The sequence below is a fragment of the Pseudomonas sp. 09C 129 genome (genome assembly GCF_002843625.1).
Taxonomy (GTDB): domain Bacteria; phylum Pseudomonadota; class Gammaproteobacteria; order Pseudomonadales; family Pseudomonadaceae; genus Aquipseudomonas; species Aquipseudomonas chlororaphis.
In genome coordinates, this window is sequence record NZ_CP025261.1 from 1,770,549 (window position 1) to 1,795,306 (window position 24,758).

Annotated in this window: 24 protein-coding genes; 13 read left to right on the forward strand and 11 right to left on the reverse strand. The window is 63.9% G+C overall.

Annotated features, from left to right (window positions below; translation table 11 throughout):
- The first annotated feature begins 4 nt into the window (after positions 1–4).
- The 3 genes from CXQ81_RS08090 to CXQ81_RS08100 all read left to right on the forward strand — a co-directional run bounded on the left by CXQ81_RS08090 (position 5) and on the right by CXQ81_RS08100 (position 2,641).
- Entirely contained in the window at positions 5–1,282 is a 1,278-nt protein-coding gene (locus CXQ81_RS08090; protein ID WP_087091361.1) for a flavohemoglobin expression-modulating QEGLA motif protein, read from the forward strand.
- A gap of 118 nt (positions 1,283–1,400) precedes the next feature.
- Positions 1,401–2,318 (forward strand): alpha/beta hydrolase, encoded by a 918-nt coding sequence (locus CXQ81_RS08095; RefSeq protein ID WP_101336942.1) that lies wholly within the window; start codon positions 1,401–1,403, stop codon positions 2,316–2,318.
- Positions 2,315–2,641, forward strand: coding sequence for a hypothetical protein (locus tag CXQ81_RS08100; RefSeq protein ID WP_007927965.1), 327 nt, complete (start codon positions 2,315–2,317; stop codon positions 2,639–2,641). The genes CXQ81_RS08095 and CXQ81_RS08100 overlap by 4 nt, the downstream gene beginning before the upstream one ends.
- 108 nt (positions 2,642–2,749) lie before the next feature.
- On the opposite strand, the gene CXQ81_RS08105 is transcribed toward CXQ81_RS08100, so the two are convergent.
- The 3 genes from CXQ81_RS08105 to CXQ81_RS08115 form a co-directional block, all read right to left on the reverse strand.
- The gene (locus CXQ81_RS08105) at positions 2,750–3,538 is read right to left on the reverse strand and encodes an OmpA family protein (protein WP_101336943.1); all 789 of its coding nucleotides are present in this window, start codon (positions 3,536–3,538) and stop codon (positions 2,750–2,752) included.
- Between the two features lie 53 nt (positions 3,539–3,591).
- Positions 3,592–4,005, reverse strand: a complete 414-nt coding sequence (locus CXQ81_RS08110) for a DUF4398 domain-containing protein (RefSeq protein WP_007927961.1) — start codon at positions 4,003–4,005, stop codon at positions 3,592–3,594.
- A gap of 286 nt (positions 4,006–4,291) precedes the next feature.
- Complete coding sequence (locus CXQ81_RS08115) at positions 4,292–4,636, reverse strand: hypothetical protein (protein ID WP_007927959.1); 345 nt, start codon at positions 4,634–4,636, stop codon at positions 4,292–4,294.
- 240 nt (positions 4,637–4,876) lie between these two features.
- On the opposite strand from CXQ81_RS08115, the gene ppc reads away from it, so the two are divergent.
- The 6 genes from ppc (at position 4,877) to CXQ81_RS08145 (ending at position 11,426) form a co-directional block, all read left to right on the forward strand.
- Positions 4,877–7,507 (forward strand): phosphoenolpyruvate carboxylase, encoded by a 2,631-nt coding sequence (gene ppc, locus CXQ81_RS08120; RefSeq protein ID WP_101336944.1) that lies wholly within the window; start codon positions 4,877–4,879, stop codon positions 7,505–7,507.
- A gap of 289 nt (positions 7,508–7,796) precedes the next feature.
- Positions 7,797–8,444 carry an adenylate kinase gene (gene adk / locus CXQ81_RS08125; protein WP_007927955.1) on the forward strand — a complete coding sequence of 216 codons (648 nt, stop codon included), beginning with the start codon at positions 7,797–7,799 and terminating at the stop codon, positions 8,442–8,444.
- A 98-nt stretch (positions 8,445–8,542) separates the two neighbouring features.
- Positions 8,543–9,217 carry a tRNA (adenosine(37)-N6)-threonylcarbamoyltransferase complex dimerization subunit type 1 TsaB gene (tsaB, locus tag CXQ81_RS08130; RefSeq protein WP_101336945.1) on the forward strand — a complete coding sequence of 225 codons (675 nt, stop codon included), beginning with the start codon at positions 8,543–8,545 and terminating at the stop codon, positions 9,215–9,217.
- 186 nt (positions 9,218–9,403) lie between these two features.
- The gene (locus tag CXQ81_RS31425; protein ID WP_009047187.1) at positions 9,404–9,706 is read left to right on the forward strand and encodes a hypothetical protein; all 303 of its coding nucleotides are present in this window, start codon (positions 9,404–9,406) and stop codon (positions 9,704–9,706) included.
- Positions 9,706–10,566 (forward strand): DUF72 domain-containing protein, encoded by an 861-nt coding sequence (locus CXQ81_RS08140; RefSeq protein WP_101336946.1) that lies wholly within the window; start codon positions 9,706–9,708, stop codon positions 10,564–10,566. The genes CXQ81_RS31425 and CXQ81_RS08140 overlap by 1 nt, the downstream gene beginning before the upstream one ends.
- A gap of 32 nt (positions 10,567–10,598) precedes the next feature.
- Complete coding sequence (locus CXQ81_RS08145) at positions 10,599–11,426, forward strand: oxaloacetate decarboxylase (RefSeq protein ID WP_101336947.1); 828 nt, start codon at positions 10,599–10,601, stop codon at positions 11,424–11,426.
- 63 nt (positions 11,427–11,489) lie between these two features.
- Here CXQ81_RS08145 and CXQ81_RS08150 read toward each other — a convergent pair whose 3' ends face one another.
- On the reverse strand, positions 11,490–12,110 hold the full coding sequence (locus CXQ81_RS08150) for an energy transducer TonB (protein WP_178081049.1): 621 nt from the start codon (positions 12,108–12,110) through the stop codon (positions 11,490–11,492).
- Positions 12,111–12,204: 94 nt separating this feature from the next.
- Here CXQ81_RS08150 and CXQ81_RS08155 point away from each other — a divergent pair, with 94 nt between their 5' ends.
- A complete protein-coding gene (locus tag CXQ81_RS08155; RefSeq protein WP_009042366.1) occupies positions 12,205–12,987 on the forward strand; it encodes a class I SAM-dependent methyltransferase in 783 nt (260 codons plus the stop codon).
- 85 nt (positions 12,988–13,072) lie between these two features.
- On the opposite strand, the gene CXQ81_RS08160 is transcribed toward CXQ81_RS08155, so the two are convergent.
- The gene (locus CXQ81_RS08160; protein WP_101336949.1) at positions 13,073–13,708 is read right to left on the reverse strand and encodes a TetR/AcrR family transcriptional regulator; all 636 of its coding nucleotides are present in this window, start codon (positions 13,706–13,708) and stop codon (positions 13,073–13,075) included.
- Between the two features lie 93 nt (positions 13,709–13,801).
- Between CXQ81_RS08160 and CXQ81_RS08165 the strand changes: the two genes are divergently transcribed.
- The gene (locus tag CXQ81_RS08165; RefSeq protein WP_101336950.1) at positions 13,802–14,902 is read left to right on the forward strand and encodes an efflux RND transporter periplasmic adaptor subunit; all 1,101 of its coding nucleotides are present in this window, start codon (positions 13,802–13,804) and stop codon (positions 14,900–14,902) included.
- Positions 14,903–14,908: 6 nt separating this feature from the next.
- Positions 14,909–17,974 (forward strand): efflux RND transporter permease subunit, encoded by a 3,066-nt coding sequence (locus tag CXQ81_RS08170; RefSeq protein WP_101336951.1) that lies wholly within the window; start codon positions 14,909–14,911, stop codon positions 17,972–17,974.
- A gap of 115 nt (positions 17,975–18,089) precedes the next feature.
- Here CXQ81_RS08170 and CXQ81_RS08175 read toward each other — a convergent pair whose 3' ends face one another.
- Genes CXQ81_RS08175 through plsB form a run of 3 tightly spaced genes read right to left on the reverse strand, consistent with a single transcriptional unit; the run spans position 18,090 to position 21,762 of the window.
- Entirely contained in the window at positions 18,090–18,779 is a 690-nt protein-coding gene (locus CXQ81_RS08175; protein WP_053259785.1) for a DUF4197 domain-containing protein, read from the reverse strand.
- A 27-nt stretch (positions 18,780–18,806) separates the two neighbouring features.
- Positions 18,807–19,205, reverse strand: a complete 399-nt coding sequence (locus CXQ81_RS08180; RefSeq protein ID WP_053259786.1) for a YbaY family lipoprotein — start codon at positions 19,203–19,205, stop codon at positions 18,807–18,809.
- 52 nt (positions 19,206–19,257) lie between these two features.
- The gene (gene plsB / locus CXQ81_RS08185) at positions 19,258–21,762 is read right to left on the reverse strand and encodes a glycerol-3-phosphate 1-O-acyltransferase PlsB (protein ID WP_101336952.1); all 2,505 of its coding nucleotides are present in this window, start codon (positions 21,760–21,762) and stop codon (positions 19,258–19,260) included.
- Positions 21,763–22,006: 244 nt separating this feature from the next.
- Between plsB and CXQ81_RS08190 the strand changes: the two genes are divergently transcribed.
- On the forward strand, positions 22,007–22,216 hold the full coding sequence (locus CXQ81_RS08190) for a cold-shock protein (protein ID WP_007927922.1): 210 nt from the start codon (positions 22,007–22,009) through the stop codon (positions 22,214–22,216).
- Positions 22,217–22,293: 77 nt separating this feature from the next.
- Here CXQ81_RS08190 and CXQ81_RS08195 read toward each other — a convergent pair whose 3' ends face one another.
- From CXQ81_RS08195 to dapE, 3 genes are all read right to left on the reverse strand, one after another.
- The gene (locus CXQ81_RS08195; RefSeq protein ID WP_007927921.1) at positions 22,294–22,671 is read right to left on the reverse strand and encodes a hypothetical protein; all 378 of its coding nucleotides are present in this window, start codon (positions 22,669–22,671) and stop codon (positions 22,294–22,296) included.
- Positions 22,672–22,754: 83 nt separating this feature from the next.
- The gene (locus CXQ81_RS08200) at positions 22,755–23,564 is read right to left on the reverse strand and encodes a putative RNA methyltransferase (RefSeq protein WP_101336953.1); all 810 of its coding nucleotides are present in this window, start codon (positions 23,562–23,564) and stop codon (positions 22,755–22,757) included.
- A complete protein-coding gene (dapE, locus tag CXQ81_RS08205; RefSeq protein WP_053259788.1) occupies positions 23,564–24,715 on the reverse strand; it encodes a succinyl-diaminopimelate desuccinylase in 1,152 nt (383 codons plus the stop codon). The genes CXQ81_RS08200 and dapE overlap by 1 nt, the downstream gene beginning before the upstream one ends.
- Positions 24,716–24,758 lie beyond the last annotated feature (43 nt).

Below are 24,758 nucleotides of genomic sequence, written 5' to 3' on the forward strand. Positions count from 1 at the left end.
TGGGGTGGACGATTACCAGCAGACGATACGCACCTTGTCCGATCGCATTGTGCTGGCACAGACGCCGATCCGCGTACTGGATGCGGTGAAGTGGGATGACAACATCCGCAAAGGTTTCCTCAAGGCCAATGGCAAGGAAATGCCGGCGGTGGACCGTGCCTATTACGAAGGCCGGCCGCTGTCTTTCGACTCCAGCGCGGTGAAGCTGGAGTTCCAGAACATCGAGCGTGACATCACCCGGCAGCTGGGCCAGTTCAACCCGGTGGGGCAGATCATGCGGCGCATGTGCAAGGAGTACCGCATGGTAGTGCGGATGCTCGAGGCCCGTGGCACCGAGGACTTCGGGCTGATTTCCCAGGAGCTCTACGGCGCGGCCTCCGACGCCTTTCATGCCGGCGACCCGACCCTGGCCGACCTGGGCCTGATGCTCTCGGATTACCTGAACAATATCGACGGCCGTGGCGATCTCAAGGACGAACCCAAGACCCTGAGCGCCAAGGAAGCGGTGAACCTGCTGCAAAGCCGGCTGAACAAGGTGTTCGGCGAGGCCGAGGAAACCATCCGGGTCTTCGAGTCCGATGGCATAGTCGCGGACGCGGCGGCCGGCGCCGATTACATCAAGATCCGCGCCGACGCGCTGTTCAACGATCGCGATGTGCGCGCCCTGGAAGTCCACGAAGGCCTGGTCCACGTGGGCACCACCCTCAACGGCCTGAACCAGCCGATCTGCACCTTCCTGTCCAAGGGCCCGCCCTCGTCGACCGTGACCCAGGAAGGCCTGGCGATCCTGATGGAGATCATTACCTTCGCCTCCTACCCGAGCCGGCTGCGCAAGCTGACCAACCGCACTCGCGCCATTCACATGGTGGAGGAGGGCGCGGATTTCATGCAGGTGTTCGAGTTCTTCCGCGAACAGGGTTTCGAAATGGCCGAAAGTTACGGCAATGCCAGCCGGGTGTTCCGCGGTTCGGTGCCGACGGGCCTGCCATTCACCAAAGACTTGTCCTATCTCAAGGGCTTCATCATGGTTTACAACTACATTCAGTTGGCCGTGCGCAAGGGCAAGCTCGAGCAGATACCTTTGCTGTTCTGCGGCAAGACTACCCTGGAGGACATGCGGACCCTGCGCCAGTTGGTCGACGAAGGCCTGGTGGTGCCGCCCAAGTACCTGCCGGACCAGTTCCGCGACATGAACGCGCTGTCGGCGTGGATGTGCTTCTCCAACTTCCTCAATCACCTGAGCCTGGACCGGATCGAGGCGGATTACTCGAACATCCTGTAACCACCCCCTGTGTAGGAGCGAGCTTGCTCGCGATGGCGGTGTGCCTGACACCACGTATCGCGAGCAAGCTCGCTCCTACAGGGGGCGTTTTTCACCCTCGGCATAAGGCTTCAAACGGATGCGAGTCCTCGGCATTGTCTGCCTGCTGCTGACCCTGAGCGGTTGCAGCTCGCTGCTGTTCTATCCCGAGCGGGGCCTGCCGTTCACTCCGGACAAGGCCCGGCTCGACTACCGCGACGTCACCCTGACCGCCGCCGACGGTACGCGTTTGCACGGCTGGTGGCTGCCGGCCAAGGCCGGGGTGCCGGTCAAGGGCACGGTGCTGCACCTGCACGGCAATGGCGGCAACCTGTCCGGGCACCTCGGCGGCAGCTGGTGGTTGCCGGAGCAGGGCTACCAGGTGCTGCTGGTGGACTACCGTGGCTACGGGGTGTCGCAAGGCAAACCGAGCCTGCCGGCGATCTACCAGGACGTTGACGCGGCCTTCCAGTGGCTGGACCGGGCGCCCGAGGTCCAGGGCAAGCCGCTGATCGTCCTGGGCCAGAGCCTGGGCGGCGCCCTGGCCATCCACTATCTGGTGGAGCAGCATCCGGAACGCCAGCGCCAGCTCAAGGCCATTGTCTTCGACGGGGTACCAGCCAGTTACCGCGAGGTGGGCCGTTTTGCCCTGAGCACGTCCTGGATGACCTGGCCGTTCCAGGTGCCGCTGTCGTGGCTGGTGCCCGATGGCGACAGTGCGATCAAGGCCATGGCGCGCCTGGATGGCGTGCCCAAGCTGATCTACCACAGCATCGACGATTCCCTCGTACCGCTTTCCAACGGCATCCGTCTGTATCAAGCTGCGCCCCCGCCCAGGGTGCTGCAACTGACCCGAGGCGGTCATGTGCAGACCTTCGCCGACCCGGTCTGGCGCCAGGTGATGTTGCGTTACCTTGAGGACCCGCAGCATTTCAACGGCCTGCGCCGCCTGGGCGAAATCCCCAATTACCCCACACCTTTGAATCCAGTCGTAGAACCTCCAGAGAGTCCGCAATGAGCGAAGAACGTAACGCTATCCCCCTGATCATCACCGGTATCTGCAGCATCATCGGCACCGTGGCGTGCCTGTGGTACTACGGCTACCTGCATTTCGCCAAGCCGGAGGATGCGCTGCTGCTCAACGATTTCACCATGCTCAAGACCGTGCCCGGCGAAGACTACAAGGTGTCCCTGGAGCCGGCGGCCGAGGTGGCGCAATGCATCGATGGCGTGCTGGTGCTGTTCGACACCGAGCAGAAGGGGCTGACGGGCGTGCTGATCAACAACAAGAAGCGCGCCGTGCGCTGCATGGGCCAGGAAACCCCGAAGCTGGAGCAGTGACTGCTCGGCATGCCAGCGCAAGCCGCGATCCGGTTGCCGGATAAAAAAGCCCCGCCGATCAAGGCGGGGCTTTTTATTGGGTGCACGGTTTATCGTGCGGGGCCGGGCTTAGTTGGCGCTGATGGCCGAACGTGGCGCGACCGGCTGGTTGTCGTTGGAAATGGTCACTTCCACGCGACGGTTCATGGCGCGCCCGGAAACGCTACCGTTGTCGGCAACCGGGTATTGCTTGCCATAACCCTGGGCGACGATGCGTGCCGGATCGACACCCATCTTGATCAGGGCGACCTGTACCGAAGTGGCGCGACGCTCGGACAGCGACTGGTTGTAGGCCGCGCTGCCGGTACTGTCGGTGTAGCCTTCGACTATCACTTTGCGGTCAGGGTTGTCGCGCAGGAACTGCGCCAGCTTGTTGATGTTGACCAGGCCGCTGGACTTCAGGTCGGCCTTGTTGGTGGCGAACAGCACGTCACCGAAGGTCACCAGCGTACCGCGGTCGGTCTGCTTGGCGTTGAGGCTCGATTGCAGTTGCTTGATCTGCGCGTCGCGGGCATCGAGAAGCGCCTTGGCGCGCTGGTCGCCGGCGTCCTTGAGCTGGGTTTCCGCGGTGCGCAGGGCGATGGTCTGCTTGGCCACTTCAATCCGCTGGTTGGTCAGGTAGGCCAGTTGGTCGACCTTCTTTTCGTCCTCCTTGTTCAGGTAGGCCTTGTCGGCCTTGTCCAGCCATTCGCTGGCGTCCTTGGTCTCCAGGGCCGCCACCTTGGTGGCCTGCGGGTTGGCCTGCAGGGCCGAGTAGTTGGTCCGGGCGTTTTCCAGGTTGGCGTTAGGCGGGGTGGAGCATGCCGCCAGCGCTACGCTCAGGGCCAACAGGGCAGGGATCATCAGTTGTTTACGCATAATGGTTTCGTCCTTTTATCGATTGCGAATACGTGGGAATCGGCGCCCGCGGCTCATTGCACGCTGCGCATGCCTTCCTGACGTAGTTCCTGAACGCCTTTCTGAGAGTCCTTCAATGCCTGTTCGGCCTTGGCTGCCTGAGCCTTGCGCTCGGCGACGCGGGCGTCCCATTCGGCCTGCTCGGCCAGACGCCGGGCTTCGTCGTAGTTCTTGTCGTGCATGGCGAGCTCGGCTTGCTTGAGCTTGTCCTGAGCCGATTTCATTTCCACCGCGGCAAATTCGGTACCGCCTGCGCTGACTGCGCTGTTGACCGCAGATTGCGTCACCGCGTATTGCTCGCTTGGCGGATTACCGGCGCAACCGGCCAGGACCAGGCTGCTACCGAGAGCCAGCGCGGCCAGTTTCAGCCCGCGCAGAGAGGTTGACGAGGATTTGGCAGTGCTGATCTTCATGGTCTTCAACTCCATTGGATAACTCCTGAAAAACATCAAAATCCATCCCGGTTCCGACGCCGTAACGCTGAGTGACGACAAGGCTGGGGGCGTTGAAAATGAAACGGCCGTTCCAGTGATGGTTATTGGCTGTGACCCGAGGCTTTTTTGAATAGTTCAGAGAAGATGGCCTATCGCCCGGAAATTTCCTGACTGTGTGGACAAGGCTCTAAATAAGGAACTTTTGCCGTGCGCAGGGGTACTCCTGACCCGATCCGGGGTCAGGAATAACGCTCTTATCGGTGAGAAATGCAGGCGTGGATCAGTGTTTCTGCTCGTCTGCCTGAGCCGACAGATCGTGCAGATAACGCCGCGACAGGGCGAGAAAACGCGGGGTAGGGCCGATGTCTTCGTAGAGTGGATCGCCTTCTTCGTCGGTGGCGACCACATGCTGGCCCTGGACATAAGGGAAGCTGGTCTCGAGTTCCTCCAGGGCGGCCCCGATCAGTTCGCCGAGCAGTTCCTCGGTCCGGCGTTTGGGATACATCTCGGAAATTGCCGCCAGGCGTGCGGCGGCTTCGACATCCAGATAGATCGTGTAGCCGGTCTGGGTCAGGCGACCCTTGGCGTTTTCTTCCCAGTGTTGCGCGAGCTCACGGATTTTCATGGCAACCTCAATGAACACCTGCTTGTGGCAGGGCTTGGTGAGTGACCGGCCTGTGCCGGCGCTAAGCCGTTGTGCGGCTTACTCTTGAGACTAGCTCCATCGTGCAAGGTTTAAAGGCGCTTCGTCGTGCACCGGTGTTGCCCGTAGCTGTTCGCGTCAAGACCGCCCTTGCTAATAGCCATGTGCTGGCGGCACTCTTGGGGCTTACCAGGAGCCCCGAGTCCGCTGGAGAACAGGTAGATGACCGATATTGATGCGCGCTTGCGCGAAGATGTTCACCTGCTGGGTGAGCTGTTGGGCAACACCATTCGTGAACAGTATGGCGAGGGTTTCCTCGACAAGATCGAACAGATTCGCAAGGGTGCCAAGGCCGACCGGCGCGGTTCGCTGGATGCCGAACTCAGCGCCAGCCTCAACCAGCTCAGCGAGGATGAACTGCTGCCGGTGGCGCGGGCGTTCAACCAGTTCCTCAACCTGGCCAACATCGCCGAGCAGTACCAGTTGATTCACCGTCGCGAGGAGACGCAGCCGGCGCCGTTCGAGTCGCGGGTGCTGCCGGAACTGCTGGCGCGCCTGCGGGCCGAAGGCCATGGCGCCGAGGCGCTGGCCCGGCAGTTGGGACGGCTGGAGATCGAGCTGGTGCTGACCGCCCACCCCACCGAAGTCGCTCGCCGCACGCTGATCCAGAAATACGATGCCATCGCCGCGCAGTTGGCTGCCCAGGACCATCGCGACCTGACCTTGGCCGAGCGCGCGCAGATCCAGACACGCTTGCAGCGGCTGATCGCCGAGGCCTGGCACACCGAAGAAATCCGCCGTACCCGGCCGACCCCGGTGGACGAAGCCAAGTGGGGCTTCGCGGTGATCGAGCATTCGCTGTGGCAGGCCATCCCCAACTATTTGCGCAAGGCCGACCAGGCTTTGCACGCGGCCACCGGCATGCATTTGCCGTTGGAGGCGGCGCCGATTCGCTTTGCTTCGTGGATGGGCGGCGACCGTGACGGCAACCCCAATGTCACCGCGGCGGTGACCCGCGAGGTGCTGTTGCTGGCGCGCTGGATGGCCGCCGACCTGTACCTGCGCGATGTCGATCAACTGGCTGCCGACCTGTCCATGCAGCAAGCCAACGCGACATTGCGGGCACTGGCCGGCGACAGCGCCGAGCCGTATCGCGCGGTGCTCAAGCAATTGCGCGAGCGCCTGCGGGCCACCCGCAACTGGGCCCAGGCCTCGTTGAGCGGTAGCGTGCCGGCGACTGCCCAGGTGCTGCAGAACAACCGCGAGCTGCTGGACCCGCTGGAGCTCTGCTACGAGTCCCTGCACGAATGCGGCATGGGCGTGATCGCCGACGGTCCGTTGCTCGACTGTCTGCGCCGCGCGGTGACCTTCGGCCTGTTCCTGGTGCGCCTGGACGTGCGCCAGGACTCCTCGCGGCACACCGCGGCCATGACCGAAATCACCGACTACCTGGGCCTGGGCCGCTACGGCGACTGGAGCGAGCAAGAGCGCATCGATTTCCTGATGCGCGAACTGGGCAGCCGTCGTCCGCTGTTGCCCGGTTATTTCAAGCCCTCGGCCGACACCGCCGAAGTGCTGGCGACCTGCCGGGAAATCGCCGCGGCCCCGGCGGCTTCGCTGGGTTCCTATGTGATCTCCATGGCCGGCGCGGCATCCGATGTGCTCGCCGTGCAACTGCTGCTCAAGGAAGCGGGCGTGCTGCGGCCGATGCGCGTGGTGCCGCTGTTCGAAACCCTGGCCGACCTGGACAACGCCGGCCCGGTGATCGAGCAGTTGCTGCTTCTGCCGGGCTATCGCTCGCGTCTGCAGGGCCCGCAGGAAGTGATGATCGGTTATTCCGACTCGGCCAAGGATGCTGGCACCACCGCTGCCGCCTGGGCGCAGTACCGGGCCCAGGAAAAACTGGTGGATATCTGCCGTGAGCAGCAGGTCGAGCTGCTGCTGTTCCATGGTCGCGGTGGCACCGTGGGGCGTGGCGGCGGCCCGGCCCACGCGGCGATCCTGTCGCAGCCGCCGGGTTCGGTGGCGGGGCGCTTCCGTACCACCGAGCAAGGGGAAATGATTCGTTTCAAATTCGGCCTGCCGGACATCGCCGAGCAGAACCTCAATCTCTACCTGGCGGCGGTGCTGGAAGCGACCTTGCTGCCGCCGCCCCTGCCGCAGCCAGCCTGGCGCGACCTGATGGACGAACTGGCCGACGATGGGGTGAAGGCCTATCGCGCGGTGGTGCGGGAGAACCCGCAGTTCGTCGAGTATTTCCGCCAGTCCACGCCGGAGCAGGAACTGGGGCGCCTGCCACTGGGCAGCCGGCCGGCCAAGCGGCGTGCCGGCGGCATCGAAAGCCTGCGGGCCATCCCGTGGATTTTCGGCTGGACCCAGACCCGCCTGATGCTGCCGGCCTGGCTGGGCTGGGAAACCGCCTTGAGCAAGGCCCTGGAGCGCGGGGAGGGCGAGTTGCTGGGGCAGATGCGCGAACAGTGGCCGTTTTTCCGCACGCGTATCGACATGCTGGAGATGGTGCTGGCCAAGGCCGACGCGGATATCGCCCGTTCCTACGACGAACGATTGGTCGAACCGGCGCTGCTGCCATTGGGTGCGCATTTACGCGACTTATTGTCGCAGGCGTGTTCGGTGGTCTTGGGGTTGACCGGTCAGTCGCAGTTACTGGCACATAGCCCCGACACCCTGGAGTTCATTCGCCTGCGCAATACCTACCTGGACCCGCTGCATCTATTGCAGGCCGAACTGCTGGCTCGTTCGCGACGCCAGGACGGCGCCCAGGACAGCCCGGTGGAACAGGCGCTGCTGGTGTCTGTGGCGGGGATTGCCGCCGGTTTGCGCAATACCGGCTAAGGTAATTGCCGGGGTTTTCAGTGGCTTGGCACGGTACTTCGAGCGCTGGCCCGAGAGGGCTGGCGACCGTCGCCAGGCGACACTTTGTTATGGGGTTGCGACCAGCAATACCCTGTCGCCAGGGCATAAAGGCGGCGGGTTGCTCCGACTTTCGGCTGCTTGTGTGCGCTGTGTCGGCTGTGTATCTTGATCAGCCTTTGGCCGTTTGGGCGGCCACTATCCCATTTCCGAGATTGGCCCCACGAGGCGAATCCGAGCGTTTCTAAATAAAAAATTGAGGAGCACATCGATGCGCGTAATTCTGCTGGGAGCTCCCGGGGCCGGTAAAGGTACTCAGGCAAAGTTCATCACCGAAAAGTTCGGCATTCCGCAAATCTCCACCGGCGACATGCTGCGCGCAGCGGTCAAGGCCGGCACCGAACTGGGCCTGAAAGCCAAGAGCGTGATGGACGCCGGTGGTCTGGTCTCCGATGACCTGATCATCAACCTGGTCAAGGAACGCATCAGCCAGGCCGATTGCGCCAAGGGTTTCCTGTTCGACGGCTTCCCACGCACCATTCCTCAGGCCGAAGCGCTGGTCAAAGCCGGCGTCGAGCTGGACAACGTGGTCGAGATCGCCGTCGACGACGAAGAGATCGTCCAGCGTATCGCCGGTCGCCGTGTGCACGAAGCCTCGGGCCGCGTTTACCACACCGTCTACAATCCGCCGAAAATCGCCGGTAAAGACGACATCACCGGTGAAGACCTGGTCCAGCGTAAAGACGACACCGAAGAAACCGTGCGTCATCGCCTGTCGGTCTACCACTCCCAGACCAAGCCGCTGGTGGAGTTCTACCAGAGCCTGGCCGCCAGCCAGGGCAAGCCGAAGTACAGCCACATCGCGGGCGTCGGTTCGGTCGAGTCGATCACCGGCAAGGTGCTCGAAGCGCTGAGCTGATCAGTCGTACCGGCTTGATCTTCAACGGCCCGCTTGCGGGCCGTTGCTGTTTATAATGCGTCACTTTTTTCAACTCCCTCTGCCTTATGGAAACATCGATGAGCACCTTGCTGGCCCTGGACACCGCGACTGAAGCCTGCTCGGTCGCCTTGCTGCACGACGGCAAGGTGACGAGCCACTACGAGGTGATCCCGCGCCTGCATGCACAGAAGCTGCTGCCGATGATCCAGAAACTGCTGGCCGATGCCGGCACCAGCCTGCAGGCCGTCGATGCCATTGCCTTCGGTCGCGGGCCCGGGGCCTTTACCGGTGTGCGGATCGCCATCGGCGTGGTCCAGGGCCTGGCCTTCGCCCTGGAGCGCCCGGTGCTGCCTGTGTCGAACCTGGCGGTGCTGGCGCAGCGCGCATTGCGCGAACACGGCGCGACCCAGGTGGCCGCCGCCATCGATGCGCGAATGGATGAGGTCTACTGGGGCTGCTACCGCGAAGTGGCGGGCGAGATGCGCCTGGCAGGGGCCGAAGCGGTGCTGCCGCCGGAAGCCGCTGCGTTGCCGGCGGACGCCAGCGGCGACTGGTTCGGCGCGGGCACCGGCTGGGGCTACGCCGAGCGTATCGGGGTCAATCTCAGTGGCCAGGACGCGGGCATGCTGCCCCACGCCGAAGATTTGCTGACCCTGGCGCGCTTTGCCTGGGAGCGCGACGAGGCGATCCCGGCGGATGAGGCGCAACCGGTGTACCTGCGGGACAAGGTGGCGACGCCAAAAGCGCGCTGACAGGCCGCTGCAGAGCTGTTCGCCATCACGAGTCCGCGTGGCGAGCGTGTCAATCGTCAGGTTTTCGTGCCAGTTTTCGGTGGCTTTTAAACCTTTTGCATTTTCTGTGTTCTAGTTATCACTCGGGCATTTGCGTAGTCGGCGAGGTGCCGCTAAATTGCCATCATCGATATCGAGCATGTGATTATGCGCATAGACGGCATTTCCTCTCAGTCCTACCCCATCAAGCGCAAGCCTCGCAAAGGCAGCGTGCTGCTGGACGACTCCCTCGAGGACGCAGATGCCGTCGAAGTCCAACCCGAGACTCCTGCCCAGGCGCGCTCCCAGGCTTCTGCCGGGCGCACCAGCAATCTTCCCGCCCGTCCACAGGACATGATCTTCCAGCGCGCCATGAAAAGAAGCGTCGCCAACGCTCTGGCCAGCTACCTGACCACCGCCGGTTTCGTCGATTGGGATATGGAAGTGGTGGGTCTCGACCTGCACATCTGATGTTGCTGCCTTATTACCTCGGTTGTCCTTCCTGGAGCGAAAACGCCTGGCGTGAGTACCTGTACCCGGAAAGCGCGCGGCCGACGGATTTTCTCGGCCTGTATTGCCAGGTCTTCAATGCCGTGGAAGGCAATACCACCTTCTATGCGCGCCCCGCCGAGGCCACGGTGCAGCGCTGGGCGCAGACCATGCCCGAACATTTCCGCTTCACCGCCAAGTTTCCCGGCGACATCAGCCATGGCGGCGACCTGCGCGAACAATTGGGCGCGGCCGAGAGCTTCCTGCAGTTGCTCAGCCCGCTGGGCGAACGTGTTTCGCCGCTGTGGCTGCAACTGCCCGCGAGCTTCACACCGCAGCGCCTGGCGGAACTGGCGGGCTTTATCGACGGCCTGGAGCGGCCGTTGGCGGTGGAAGTCAGGCATCGGGATTTCTTCGCCAAGGGCGATGCCGAGCGCATGCTCAACCGCCTGCTGCTGGATCGTGGGGTAGAGCGCATCTGCCTCGACCCGCGCGCCTTGTTCAGTTGCACTTCCAGCGAGCCGTCGGTGCTCCATGCGCAATCGAAGAAACCCAAGGTACCGCCGCGCCCGGCCGCCTTCACCCAGTTTCCCCAGGTGCGCTTTATCGGTCATCCGGAGCTTGAGGCCAACGATCCGTTCCTGGAGCCCTGGATCGACAAGGTCGCCGGCTGGATCGAGGAAGGGCGAACCCCCTACATCTTCCTGCACACCGCCGATAACCGCCTGGCTGCCGAGCTGGCGCGGCGTTTCCATGTGCGCCTGATGGAGCGCCTGCCTGGATTGCCAGCCTTGCCTGAGCTATACAGAGAGCCCGCCGCGGAGCAACTCGGCTTGCTCTGAACGGGATCATTTCCCTGTCCAGGAGTCCGCCAATGGATGCGCAAACCCTTCGTGCCCAAACCTTCAAGGCCCTGCATGAGCGTGATCGGGCTTTCGTGATTCCCAACCCCTGGGACGCGGGCTCCGCCAAGATGCTGGCCAGCCTCGGCTTCGAGGCCCTGGCGACCACCAGCGCCGGTTTCGCGTTCTCCCTGGGCCGCCCCGACGCTGAAGGCGCCTTGTCCCTGGAGGACACCCTGGGCAACGTTCGCGCCATAGTCGGCGCCAGCAGCCTGCCGGTGGCGGTGGACCTGGAGAACGGTTTTTCCGACAGCCCCGAAGGCTGTGCCCGGACCCTGCGCCAAGCGGCCGCCTGCGGGGCGGTGGGCGGCTCCATCGAAGACGCCACGGGCCGGGCCGATGATCCGATCTATGACTTCAAGCTGGCGGTCGAGCGTATCGAGGCGTCGGTCGCCGCAGTGCGGCAATTGCCTTTTCCCTTTGTGCTCACGGCACGGGCGGAAAACCTGCTGCATGGCCGGCAGGACCTGCCGGACACCCTTCGCCGCCTGCAAGCCTATGCCGAGGCCGGCGCCGATGTGCTGTATGCGCCTGGGTTGCGCTCGGCCGAGGAAATCATCGCCGTGGTCCGCGCGGTGGCGCCCAAACCGGTCAACGTGCTGATGTCGGGTGGCGTGAAATTGACCCTGGCGCAGTTGAGCGAGCTGGGGGTGAAGCGGATCAGCGTCGGTTCGGCCCTGGCGCGGGCCGCCTATGGCGCCTTCTATCAGGCGGCGCAGGAAATCCGCGACCACGGCAGCTTCGACTTTGCCGACCAGGCGTTGCCGTTCGGGCAGATCAATCGGTTGTTCAAGGGTTGAACGGCCGGGTTGCCGCTGGGCGCCATTGCCGGTAGTGGGTCTGTCGGTGAAACCGGCTTGAGGTCAGGCGGCGATCCGCAGGTTCTGCAGGATCAGCGGACGCGCCCAGCCGGTATCGAAATCGAACTGCTTCTGTTGCTCGATGAGCTCTTGCGGCGGGAAGGGCGGGAAGGGTTTGTCCAGCAGGTCCATTTCGAATTCGGCGATCGGCAGGTGCAATGGCCGCGGCTGCGGCGCCGGGCCAGGCTCGGGCAGGGGCTGGCCGGCATTGAGGACGATGGGCCGCACCCAGCCGCTTTCGAAGTCTTGCTGGTGTTGCTGGGCGGCGATTTCTTCCGGCGGGAACGGCGGAAACGGTTTGTCCAGCAGCTCGGTCTCGAACTCGGCGATCGGTAGGAACAACGGTTCCGGTGGACGGATCTCGGTGTCCTGGACGTCGCAATGACGCTGGGTAACGATTTGCGCCAGCAGGTCGCTGCCGCCATGGGGTTCGGTCGGGCCGTCCACGGCCACCGGAGAATTGTCGTCAGTGACCTTCGCGCCATCGCCGCGTTGCTCGGCCAGCGCCTGGGCAAAAAAATCCTGCCACAGATGGCTGACGCCGCTCAGTGCCTGGGAATTTTTTAGGCCGTAATCGCCGTGGGGCGATATGACGCCAATGGATAGGCTTCGAATGTCTGACATTTCTCTCGGGTCGACGCTCAGCTCTGGCAAAATGCCGGATAGTTCTTTTATCGGCAGCTTTTGCCGATCATTAATTTTTTGAGCGTGTTTTCAGATGAGTGAGCAACCAGCGGCCTGCCGCATCAAAGTCGAGGCCTTGGCCGATGCATTCCAGCCGCAGGCGGCGCACTGGGCCGAGCGACTGGGGCTGCCATTGCAGATCGACGAGGCGGAATTCGCCCTGCAGGTCGGCGAGCAGGGCTTGCAACTGCAGCAGCTCGGCGCCGATGCGCCAGGGCCGGTGCGGGTGGACTTTGTCGAGGGTGGCGCGGCTCACCGACGGCTGTATGGCGGCGGTAGTGGGCAGATGATCGCCAAGGCGGTGGGCATCGCCCAGGGTGTGCGTCCGCGGATCCTGGATGCCACGGCGGGGCTGGGCAAGGATGCGTTCGTCCTGGCCAGCCTCGGTTGCGAGATGAGCCTGATCGAACGCCAGCCCTTGATCGGCGCCTTGCTGGAAGATGGCCTGGCCCGGGCGGGAGAGGATTTCGAGGTGGCGCCGATCGTGGCCCGCATGCGCCTGCTCAAGGGCAACTCGATCGAGGTGATGCGCAACTGGGAGGGCGAGCCGCCCCAGGTGATCTACCTGGACCCGATGTTCCCGCATCGGGAAAAGACCGCGCTGGTGAAAAAGGAAATGCGCCTGTTCCGCCCACTGGTCGGGGACGACCCGGACGCCCCGGCGCTGCTGGAGGCCGCCCTGGCCTTGGCCAGCCACCGGGTGGTGGTCAAGCGCCCGCGCAAGGCGCCGTGCATCGCAGGCCCCAAGCCGAGCCATGCGCTGGATGGCAAATCCAGCCGTTACGATATCTATCCGAAGAAGGCGCTCAAGGCCTGATCTTCATCGGTTTTTTCGCCAGCGAGCTCGGTCCTACAGGGACTGCGCATGACCTGTAGGACCGAGCTTGCTCGCGATAGGGTCTTCAGGCTCGATACGCCCGCATGAACAACCCCACCACTTCCCGCACATGCTCCTCGGCGGCTTCGTCGCTCAGCGGCGTGCCGCAGCCGTAGAGCAGGCGAAAGTTCGCCGCGCCCTTGAGCAGGCAGAAGAAATGCTCGGCGGCGTTACGCGGTTTGTCGATGCGCAGGGCGCCGCTCTGGTCGATCCTGGTCAACAGCCGTTCCATGCCTTGCAGCATGCGCTGCGGTCCGGCCTCGAAGAAGATCTGCGAGAGCTTCGGGTCCTGGCTGCCCAGGGCCATGATCAGGCGATGCAGGTTCAAGGATTCTTCGCTGTTGATCAGCAGGTGAAAGCCCCGGGCGATATTCAGCAGCACGTTTTCGATCGGCATGCCGGCGGGCAATTCGAAGAACAGCGTTGGCAACTGCTCCTCGCACTTGGCCATCACCGCGGCGGAAAACAGGGTCTCCTTGTCGTTGAAATGGCTGTACACCGTCAGTTTGGAAACACCCGCTTCGCCAGCCACCGCGTCCATGCTGGTATTGGCGTAGCCGTTGCTCAGAAACAGCGTTTTCGCGGCTTCGAGAATGGCCTGGCGTTTTGCCAGGTCCTTGGGGCGGCCGGGGCCGTTTGAGGTAGAAAGATTGTCGGACATTCTTCGCTTTAATACTGGACTGGTGAGTTTGCTATTAATAACATACCCACCAGTATAATTATTCGAAGCACCCTTAGCGAAAGGTCCCTCACCATGTTCCGCTATGCCTTATCCCTCGCGTTGCCAGTCAGCCTGGCCGTTCTGCTGTCCGCGTGCGGCCATGAAGAAACCGCGCAAACCACCGTCCGCCCGGCCATGGTGGTGCTGCCAGAGCCCGCGGCGCAGGCCATGGACAGCTACCCTGGCGAGGTCCGGGCGCGTTACGAACCGGACCTGGCGTTTCGGATCGGGGGCAAGGTCAGCCGACGACTGGTCGATGAGGGGCAGCGGGTAAAGGCCGATCAGCCATTGGCCGAGCTCGATCCGCAGGACGTGCGGCTGCAACTGGAAGCCACTCGGGCCCAGGTGGCGGCGGCCGAAGCCAACCTGAACCTGGTGCGCTCCGAGCGTGACCGCTACAAGACCCTGATGGATCGGCAACTGGTCAGCCGTTCCCAGTACGACAACGCCGAGAATCTATATCGCTCCGGTCTGGCCCGGCTCAAGCAGATCAAGGCCGAGTTCGACGTGGCCAGCAACCAGGCCGGTTACGCCGTGCTGCGCGCGCCCCAGGACGGCGTCGTGGCCCGGCGTACGGTCGAGGTCGGCCAGGTGGTTGCCGCCGGCCAGACCGTTTTTACCCTGGCCACCGACGGCGAGCGGGAAGTGCTGATCAGCCTGCCGGAGCAGGGTTTCGGCCGTTTCCGCATCGGCCAGCTGGTGTCGGTGGAGCTGTGGAGCCAGCCCGACCAGCGCTTCGCCGGGCAGATCCGCGAGCTGTCGCCGGCCGCCGACCCACGATCCCGTACCTTCGCCGCCCGCATTGCCTTTACCGCCGGCAAGGTCCCGGCCGAACTGGGGCAGAGTGCCCGAGTGTTCATTCAGACAGCGGGCAGTGTGCCGCTGTCGGTGCCGCTGTCGGCGGTGACCGCGGAAAACGGTGCCGCCTATGTCTGGCGGGTAGACGCCAACAACACCCTGAAAAAGACCCCGGTGCGTCTCGGCGCCTTTGGCGAGAAGAGCGTACCGGTACTCGAAGGCCTCGGAGTCAGCGACTGGGTGGTGGCGGCGGGTGTGCATGTGCTCCATGAGGGGCAGCAGGTGCGCCCGGTGGATCGCTCCAACCGCGTAGTCAATCTGGCGGCCAAGGAGTAATCCCCGATGGGTTTCAATCTTTCCGAATGGGCGTTGCGCAACCGCCAGATCGTGCTGTTCCTGATGCTGTTGCTGGCCATAGTCGGGGCGTTGTCCTACACCAAGCTGGGCCAGAGCGAAGATCCGCCCTTCACCTTCAAGGCCATGGTGATCCGCACCAGCTGGCCGGGCGCCACGGCCCAGGAGGTTTCCCGGCAGGTCACCGAACGTATTGAAAAGAAGCTGATGGAAACCGGCGAGTACGAGCGTATCGTCTCGTTTTCCCGCCCGGGTGAATCCCAGGTGACCTTCATGGCGCGCGACTCGATGCACTCGGCGCAGATCCCCGAGCTCTGGTATCAGGTGCGCAAGAAGATCAGCGATATCCGGTATACCTTGCCGCCGGGTATCCAGGGCCCCTTCTTCAACGACGAGTTTGGTGACACCTTCGGCAATATCTATGCACTGACCGGCGACGGTTTCGACTACGCGGTGCTCAAGGATTACTCCGATCGCATCCAGATCCAGCTGCAGCGGGTCAAGGACGTGGGCAAGGTCGAGTTGCTGGGCTTGCAGGACGAGAAGGTCTGGATCGAGCTGTCGAACGTCAAGCTGGCGACCTTGGGTCTGCCCCTGGCGGCGGTGCAGCAGGCTCTGGAAGAACAGAACGCGGTGTCCACCGCCGGTTTCTTCGAGACCAGCAGCGAACGCCTGCAATTGCGGGTGTCCGGTAATTTCCAGAGCGTCGAGCAGATCAGCAGTTTCCCGATCCGGGTGGCCGACCGTACCTTCCGCATCGGCGATGTGGCGGACGTGCGTCGCGGATTCAACGATCCACCGGCACCGCGCATGCGCTTCATGGGGCAGGATGCGATCGGTCTGGCGGTGGCGATGAAGGACGGCGGCGACATCCTGGTGCTGGGCAAGGCGCTGGAACTGGAGTTCGCCCGGATTCAGAAAAACCTTCCCGTCGGCATGGAGCTGCGCAAGGTCTCTGACCAGCCGGCCGCGGTGAAGACCGGCGTCGGCGAGTTCGTCCGGGTGCTGGTGGAAGCCCTGGCCATCGTGCTGCTGGTGAGTTTCTTTTCCCTGGGTGTGCGCACCGGCATGGTGGTGGCCCTGTCGATCCCGCTGGTGCTGGCGATGACCTTCGCCACCATGTATTACCTGGGGATCGGCCTGCACAAGATCTCCCTCGGCGCGTTGGTGCTGGCCCTGGGCTTGCTGGTGGACGACGCGATCATCGCGGTGGAGATGATGGCGATCAAGATGGAACAGGGCTATGACCGGCTCAAGGCTGCCAGCTACGCCTGGACCAGTACCGCGTTCCCGATGCTCACCGGTACCCTGATCACCGCCGCCGGCTTCCTGCCGATCGCCACGGCGCAGTCCGGCACCGGCGAATACACCCGCTCCATCTTCCAGGTGGTGACCATCGCCCTGCTGGCCTCATGGATCGCCGCGGTGGTGTTCGTGCCCTACCTGGGCGAGAAGCTGCTACCGGACCTGGCCAAGCTGCATGCGGCCAAGCACGGCGGCGCCGACGGCCAGCCCGATCCGTACGGCACACCGTTCTATCAGCGGGTGCGGCGGATGGTGGAGTGGTGCGTGCGCCGGCGCAAGACCGTGATCGCCCTGACCGTGCTGTTGTTCATCGCCTCGGTGATGCTGTTCCGCTTCGTGCCGCAGCAGTTCTTCCCGGCTTCCGGGCGCCTGGAACTGATGGTCGACCTGAAACTGGCCGAGGGCGCGTCCCTGAGCAACACCGCCGATCAGGTCAAGCGCCTGGAGGCCATGCTCAAGGATCATGCCGGCATCGATAACTACGTGGCCTACGTCGGTATCGGTTCGCCGCGTTTCTACCTGCCCCTGGACCAGCAACTGCCGGCGGCGAGCTTTGCCCAGTTCGTGGTGTTGGCCAAGACCATAGAGGAACGTGAAAGCCTGCGCAGCTGGCTGATCGAAACCCTCGACGAGCAGTTCCCGGCCCTGCGCTCGCGAGTTACCCGCTTGGAAAACGGCCCGCCCGTGGGCTATCCGGTGCAGTTCCGCGTCACCGGCGAGCACATCGAAGAGGTGCGGGCCCTGGCGCGCAAGGTGGCGGCCAAGGTGCGAGAGAACCCCCATGTGACCAACGTGCACCTGGATTGGGAAGAACCGAGCAAGGTGGTCTACCTCAATATCGATCAGGACCGTGCGCGGGCCCTGGGCGTGAGCACAGCCAACCTGGCGAAGTTCCTGCAAAGCTCGCTGACCGGCTCCAGCGTCAGCCAGTACCGCGAAGACAACGAGTTGATCGAGATCCTGCTGCGTGGGACCTTGCGTGAACGCACCGAGCTGTCGCTGCTGTCGAGCCTGGCGGTGCCCACCGACAACGGCAAGAGCGTGGCGCTGTCGCAGGTCGCGACCCTGGAGTACGGCTTCGAGGAAGGCATCATCTGGCACCGCAACCGCCTGCCGAACGTCACCGTGCGCGCCGATATCTATGGCAAGGAACAGCCGGCGACCCTGGTGCAGCAGATCCTGCCGACCCTGGAACCGATCCGCGCCGAACTGCCGGACGGTTACCTGCTGGACGTCGGCGGTACCGTGGAAGACTCGGCGCGTGGGCAGAACTCGGTGAAGGCCGGCGTGCCGCTGTTCATCGTGGTGGTGCTGACCCTGCTGATGCTGCAACTGCGCAGCTTCTCGCGCACGGCGATGGTGTTCCTCACCGCGCCGCTGGGGTTGATCGGCGTGACCCTGTTCCTGATGGTGTTTCGCCAGCCGTTCGGCTTTGTGGCCATGCTCGGGACCATCGCGCTGTCGGGGATGATCATGCGCAACTCGGTGATCCTGGTGGATCAGATCGAGCAGGACATCGCCGCCGGGCTCACTCCGTGGCAGGCGATCATCGAGGCGACGGTCAGGCGTTTCCGGCCGATCGTGCTGACCGCGCTGGCGGCGGTGCTGGCGATGATCCCGCTGTCACGCAGCGTGTTCTTCGGGCCGATGGCGGTGGCGATCATGGGCGGGCTGATTGTCGCGACGGCGCTGACCCTGCTGTTCTTGCCGGCGTTGTATGCGGCGTGGTTCCGGGTCAAGAAAACCTGATTCGCCTGTAGGAGCGAGGCTTGCCCGCGATTTAGACGCCGCGGTGTGTCAGGCACACCGCGGCGTCTAGATCGCGAGCAATCGAGCGTCGACCGGCCGCTCCTACAGGTAGGGGTTACAGGGTTCCGAAGACTTTTTTCGCCAGGCTGGTGGCCGCTGCCGCCGGGTTCTCGCGAATGGTCGCTTCCTGTTTGCCGATCATCTCGAACAGGCCGTTGAGCGCCTGTTCGGTCACGTAGCTTTCGATATTCGCGTTCTTCGCATCCAGCACGCCGAAGGTGGCGGCCTGGCCGGCGAAGGCGTTGTACTGCTTGGCCAGGCCCACCTGGTCGGTGGCCTGTTTGACGATCGGCAGGAACTTCACGCGGATCTGTTCGCGGCTGGTCTTGCTCAGATACTGGGTGGCGGAATCCTTGCCACCGCTGAGAATGCCCTTGGCGTCCTCCACGCTCATCTTCTTCACGGCATCCACCAGCAGCGCCTGGGCCTGCGGCACGGCGGCCTCGGCGGCCTTGTTCATGCTGGTCTCGAGTTCCTCGACCTGGGCGCCCATGCCGAACTGCTTCATTTTCTTCGCCACTTTGCCGAGGTTGCCCGGCAGTTCGATGCGCACGTCCGGGTTGTTGCTGAAACCGCCGGCGGTGCCCAGTTGTTTGACCGCGACCTGGGCTCCCTGGGTCAGGGCGTCCTTGAGGCCGCCGGTGGCGTCTTGCTGCGACAGGTCGCCGAGGGACAGCGCCAGGGCGCTGGCACAGATCAGCAGGCCGGCGCACAGGCTGGTGAAGCGAAGGGAAGAACGGAGCATGGCAGCTTCCTTGTTCGAGAGAAGGGATTAGCGAACCGCATCGACGCGGATTTTCAGCGGTTGCGGATCGCTGCCGTCGAGTTTCACCCCGTTGTGCTCGGTGGTGACGAAAAGCAGTTTGCCAGCCACTTCGATCCGCGCGCTGACCGAATAACGGTGCCCGGGTTTGACCTGGGCCGGGTCGTAGCTGAGGTGGAAGGGCAGCGGCACCTGGCCTTTGACCGGGCCCTTCTGTTCGGCCAGCAGCACCGCGGGGGCGTCGGCCAGCGACACGTCCTGCAGGCTGACGCTCAGGGTGGCGGCTGGCGGCAGGGCGATGCGTTGCAGGTAGAAGACTTCCCCATCGAGGCTGGCTTTGCTGGCAGGTTGCATGCTGTTACAGGCCCCGAGCAGGGTGGCAAGGGCGAGCAGGGTGAACTTTTTCATGTTGGATCTCCGTATCGGGGGGCGCCAGAAACCGCCTGGCGCCGATAAGAATCTAGTCGCTTTGCTGCGGTGCGGCGACCTGCTCGGCGGCATCTTCGCTGCGATGCAGGGCCACCTGGCGGATCGACAGGCGAATCTCCGCCGGCAGCACGCGCTTGGCCGCGCCCTCGGCCAGTTCGCCGAGCAGTTCGTGGTAGCTCAGCTTGCCGGCCTCGTCGCGGCGCAGCACGTCCTGCTCCAGCAAGGTCTGGATGAAGTGGCGGAACAGGCTCTTGTCGAAGAACTCCGGGGCATTCAGGCCATGCAGGATCGACAGGCGCTGGGCCATGACCGTGCACAGGTCTTCCAGCTCTTCGGCGCTGATGCTGCGCTGGCCGCTGTTGAGCAGCAGCGAGATGGCCATGTAGAAGCGCTGCAGGGTCTGGGCGATGCTCTTGGACAGCAGGGTCAGCAGCACGAAATGCCGCGAGCTTGGGGCCGGACGCAGGTACAGCTCCTTCTCGAAGCGCAGCAGGCCTTGCTCGACGAAGGCCTCCAGCCATTGGTCGATCACCCCGTCCAGTTCGTCCAGGGACCAACGGATGAACAGCTCCGACTGCAGGTAGGGGTACAGCGCCCGGGTGTAGCGCAGGATCTGTTCGCGGCTCATGCGCGACGAGCTCTGGAAGAAGCTCGCCAGCAACGCCGGCAGGGCGAAGATGTGCAGCACGTTGTTGCGGTAGTAGGTCATCAGGACGGCGTTCTGCTCGTCCAGGTAGAGGATCTTGCCCAGGGCATCGCTCTGCTCGGACAGCAGGTCCATGTCCTTCACGTGCTCGATCAAGGCTCGGCCATCGCCTTCCGGCAGGGTGGTGTGGGGCGAGTAGGGAACCTTGCGCAGCAGCGCCAGGTACAGGTCCAGGACCCGGGCCATGGCGCGGTCGTCGAGGGCCAGGCGGCTGGTGGACAGCAGCGCCAGGGCCACCAGGTTGACCGGATTGATCGCCGCCGCCTCGTTCAAGTGCTGGGCGACTTTTTCACCCAGGCGGTTGGTGGTTTCGTTGAGCCAGGCCGGCTTGAACTGCGGGCCCAGCTCCTGGGCGCGCCAGCCCGGCTGTTCCTGGTCGAGGAACTCGGCCAGCTTGATCGGCTCGCCGAAGTTCACCGCCACCTGGCCGAAACGCTGCTTGAGGGCGCCGATGACCTTGAAGATGTCGAAGATCGACTCTTTCTTCTTGCTCGCCCCGCGCAGCTCGCCCAGGTAGGTGCGGCCTTCCAGCACGCGCTCGTAGCCGATGTACACCGGGACGAAGACGATCGGCATGCGCGAGGAGCGCAGGAAGCTGCGCAGGGTGATGGCCAGCATCCCGGTTTTCGGTTGCAGCATGCGCCCGGTGCGCGAACGCCCGCCCTCGACGAAGTACTCCACCGGGAAACCCTTGGTGAACAGGGTGTGCAGGTATTCGTTGAACACCGAGGTGTAGAGCGGGTTGCCCTTGAAGGTGCGGCGCATGAAGAACGCTCCACCCCTGCGCAGCAGGCTGCCGATCACCGGCATGTTCAGGTTGATCCCGGCGGCGATGTGCGGCGGGGTCAGGCCGTTGCGGAACAGCAGGTAGGACAGCAGCAGGTAGTCGATGTGGCTGCGGTGGCAGGGCACGTAGATCACTTCGTGGCCCGGGGCGACTTTCTGCACGCTTTCGATGTGGTTGACCTTGATCCCGTCGTAGATCTTGTTCCAGAACCAGCTCAGCACCACTTCGAGGAAGCGGATCGCGGTGAAGGTGTAGTCCGAGGCGATCTCGTTGCCATAATGCAAGGCCACGGCCTTGGCTTTTTCCGGGGAGATCTTTTCCCGTTCGGCTTCGTCGAGGATCGCCTGCTTGACCAGCGGCTGGTTCAGCAGGCCCTTGACCAGGTTGCGCCGGTGGGAAATGTCCGGGCCGATCACCGCGGCCTTCAGGTTGCGAAAGTGCACCCGCAGGATGCGCTGGGCCATGCGCACGGTGCGCTCGTGGCCCTTGTTGTGCTCGATCAGTTCGCGCAGGTGGATCGGCGCGGAGAATTGCACCCGGGTCTTGCGGCCCAGGATCATGATGCTCAGCAGCCGGCGCAGACGCCCGGTGACTGCCCAGCTGTCGGCGAACAGCAGTTTCCACGGGCTCGATTCGCTGTCCGGCGACTGGCCCCAGAACACGCTGACCGGAATGATCTGCGCGTCTTCGGCGGCATTCTGGCTCAGGGCGCTGACCAGGCGGGTCAGGGTTGGTGGCGCGCCGCGCTTGTCCTGGCGGCCGAGCCAGTCCGGGGCCGGGGTCAGGTAGAAGAACGCGGCGGGTTCCAGCAGGTTACCCACCGAGACTGGCAGCACCGGGCGCGGCAACCCGGCCTTGGTGCACTCGGCATCGACCACGGCAAGGTCGGTGAGCGAAGGGTTTTGCAGGACGTAGAACACCGGACGACTGCGGTCGAGGTTGAGGGTGAAGGACGACTGGTTGATCGTCTCCGAGCGAACCCAGAGGTACAACAGTCGGCGCAAGGTGCCAAACACAAGACGGCGGAACGGGGAGCGGGTCATACGGCTTCTGCTTTAGTGGAAAAAACCGAGCAGTTGCTCGGGGCGGCTAGTGTGCCGGATTCACCGAAAATCGGCAAAAAAGCGGCAAACAAGATTGAGTTGAGAGTTTTTCTGCCTGTCATATACTCGCCCGACTGACGCCTGGGCATGCGGGGCCCATCAATAGAAACCCAGGTCCAGGCGAAAGTTCTCACGGCTTCGTTTCAGTAAGCCGACTGATAATAAAAAGACGGAGGATGGATTGATGGCAACTCGCGAGACCGGCAGCGTGAAGTGGTTCAACGACGCCAAGGGCTACGGCTTCATTCAGCGTGAAGGTGGTGCCGATGTATTTGTCCACTACCGTGCTATTCGTGGTGAAGGCCACCGCTCGCTGACCGAAGGGCAGCAGGTTGAATACGCCGTGGTAGAGGGGCAGAAGGGGTTGCAGGCTGAGGATGTAGTCGGCTTGTAAGCGCTGTGCCTTGTAGGAGCGAAGCGTGCTCGTGATAACGCTATCGCGAGCAAGCTTCGCTCCTACAGTAAGCAGAATCAGGCGGTACGCCAGGTAATCTCTTCTTCCCCGTCGGCGCTGATGCGAATCCAGCGGTCGGCCGATTCCTCACCTTCTTCCTCGACCCAGCTGCCCGGTGCGCAGCGCACTTCGACGTTCAGCGCGGCGAAGGCGGCGCGGGCACAGGCGATGTCGTCGTCCCACGGCGTCTGGTCGCTTTCCAGGTACAGGCTGTTCCATTTGCCCACGGCTTTCGGCAGCCAGGTCACTGGCACGCTGCCCGCCTTGCATTTGTAGGTCTGGCCTTTCTGCACCCAGTCGCTGCACGGGCCCAGGGCCGCGCCGAGCCAGGCGGCGATGGCCTTGTGGTCGACGTCGGCGTCTTTCAGGTAAATCTCGATATCCGGTTGGCGCATGGATGTCCTCACTGCGGGTCTGAAAAATCCATTCGCGGATTTATTCGGCCTCGAGTCGCTGCTCGAGGCCGTGGATTAATGGGTTATTGCAGCACGAAGTAATCGTAGCGCATCGACACGCTGACCTCGAAGGGCTCGGCCTGCTCGATCACGCTGGCCCGGCGTTCGGCACTGGCGCGCCAGCCGTGGGGCGTCATGGCCAGCAGGTTGGCGCGATCCTGCGGATTGCTCAGCGTCAGCTTGAAGTCCAGGGTTTCACTGTGTTGCAGCGCCATGCCCGCGGGCACCAGCGCCAGGTGTTTGTCGTCGGTGTATTCGCGGACCTCGTCGTACAGGCGCTCGCGCAATTCCATCAGGTGGCCGCTGGTCGGTCCGACCTTCATCAGTCCGCCTCCAGGGCTGAGCAGGCGCTTGGCTTCCTGCCAGTCCAGCGGGCTGAAGACACTGGTGAGGAACTGGCAACTGGCATCGGCCAGGGGCACCCGGGCCATGCTGGCGATCAACCAGGTCAACTGCGGGGCACGGCGGCAGGCGCGCTTGACCGCTTCCCGGGAGATGTCCAGGGCATAACCGTCCGCCTGGGGCAGGGCTTCGGCGATCTGGGCGGTGTAGTAACCCTCGCCGCAACCGATATCGACCCAGCGCTGCGGGGCGCGCTCGGCGGCCAGTTCGGCCAGGCGCCTGGCCACCGGGGCGTAATGGCCGGCATTGAGAAAGTCGCGGCGGGCTTCGACCATGGCCTGGTTGTCGCCCGGGTCACGGCTGTTCTTGTGCTGCACCGGCAGCAGGTTCAGGTAACCCTGGCGGGCGCGGTCGAAGCGGTGCCCGGCCGGGCATACGACACCGTTGTCGACGGCGCTCAGGGGCGCCGCGCAGATAGGGCAGGCAAGCATCAGGCGAGCAACTTGATCAGGGTCTGGTAGTAGATTTCGGTCAGCACGTCGAGGTCGCTGGCCAGCACGCGCTCGTTGACCTGGTGGATGGTGGCGTTGACCGGGCCCAGCTCGACCACCTGGGTGCCGAGGGTGGCGATGAAGCGCCCGTCGGAGGTGCCGCCGCTGGTGGAGGCCTTGGTCTCGCGGCCGGTGACGTCCTTGATGCTGGCCGACACCGCGTCGAGCAGGGCGCCCGGCTCGGTGAGGAACGGCAGGCCCGACAGCGCCCACTCCACATGCCAGTCCAGGCCGTGCTTGTCGAGGATGGTGGCCACGCGCTGTTGCAGGCCTTCGACCGTGGATTCGGTGGAGAAGCGGAAGTTGAACACCGCCACCAGCTCGCCGGGGATCACATTGGTCGCGCCGGTACCGGAATTCAGGTTGGAAATCTGGAAGCTGGTGGGCGGGAAGAAGGCATTGCCGTCGTCCCAATGCTCCGCGGCCAGTTCGGCCAGGGCCGGGGCGGCCAGGTGGATCGGGTTCTTGGCCAGGTGCGGGTAGGCCACGTGGCCCTGCACGCCGCGCACCGTGAGTTTGGCGCCGAGGGAGCCGCGACGGCCGTTCTTGACCACGTCACCGACCAGGCTGGTGCTCGACGGTTCGCCGACGATGCACCAGTCCAGGCGCTCCTTACGCGCCGCCAGGCGCTCGACCACCGCCTTGGTGCCGTGGTGGGCCGGGCCTTCTTCGTCGCTGGTGATCAGGAAGGCCACCGAGCCTTTGTGGTCCGGGTAGTCGGCGACAAACCGCTCGGCCGCCACCAGCATCGCCGCGAGGCTGCCTTTCATGTCCGCCGCGCCGCGCCCGCAGAGCATGCCGTGCTCGTCGATCAACGCGTCGAACGGGTCGTTCTGCCAGGCCTGCACCGGGCCGGTGGGCACCACGTCGGTATGGCCGGCGAAACACAGCACCGGGCCTTCGTGCTTGCCGTGGCTGGCCCAGAAGTTATCCACATCCTCGATGCGCATCGGCTCCAGCTTGAAGCCGGCATCGCCCAGGCGCTGCATCATCAGCTTCTGGCAGTCGGCGTCGACCGGCGTCACCGACGGGCGGCGGATCAGGTCACAGGCGAGTTGCAGGGTCGGCGAAAGGTCGGCGTGGGCCGTCATGGGGAAACTCCGGTGCAAGGCGTTATGTGTAGGCGCGAGGCTT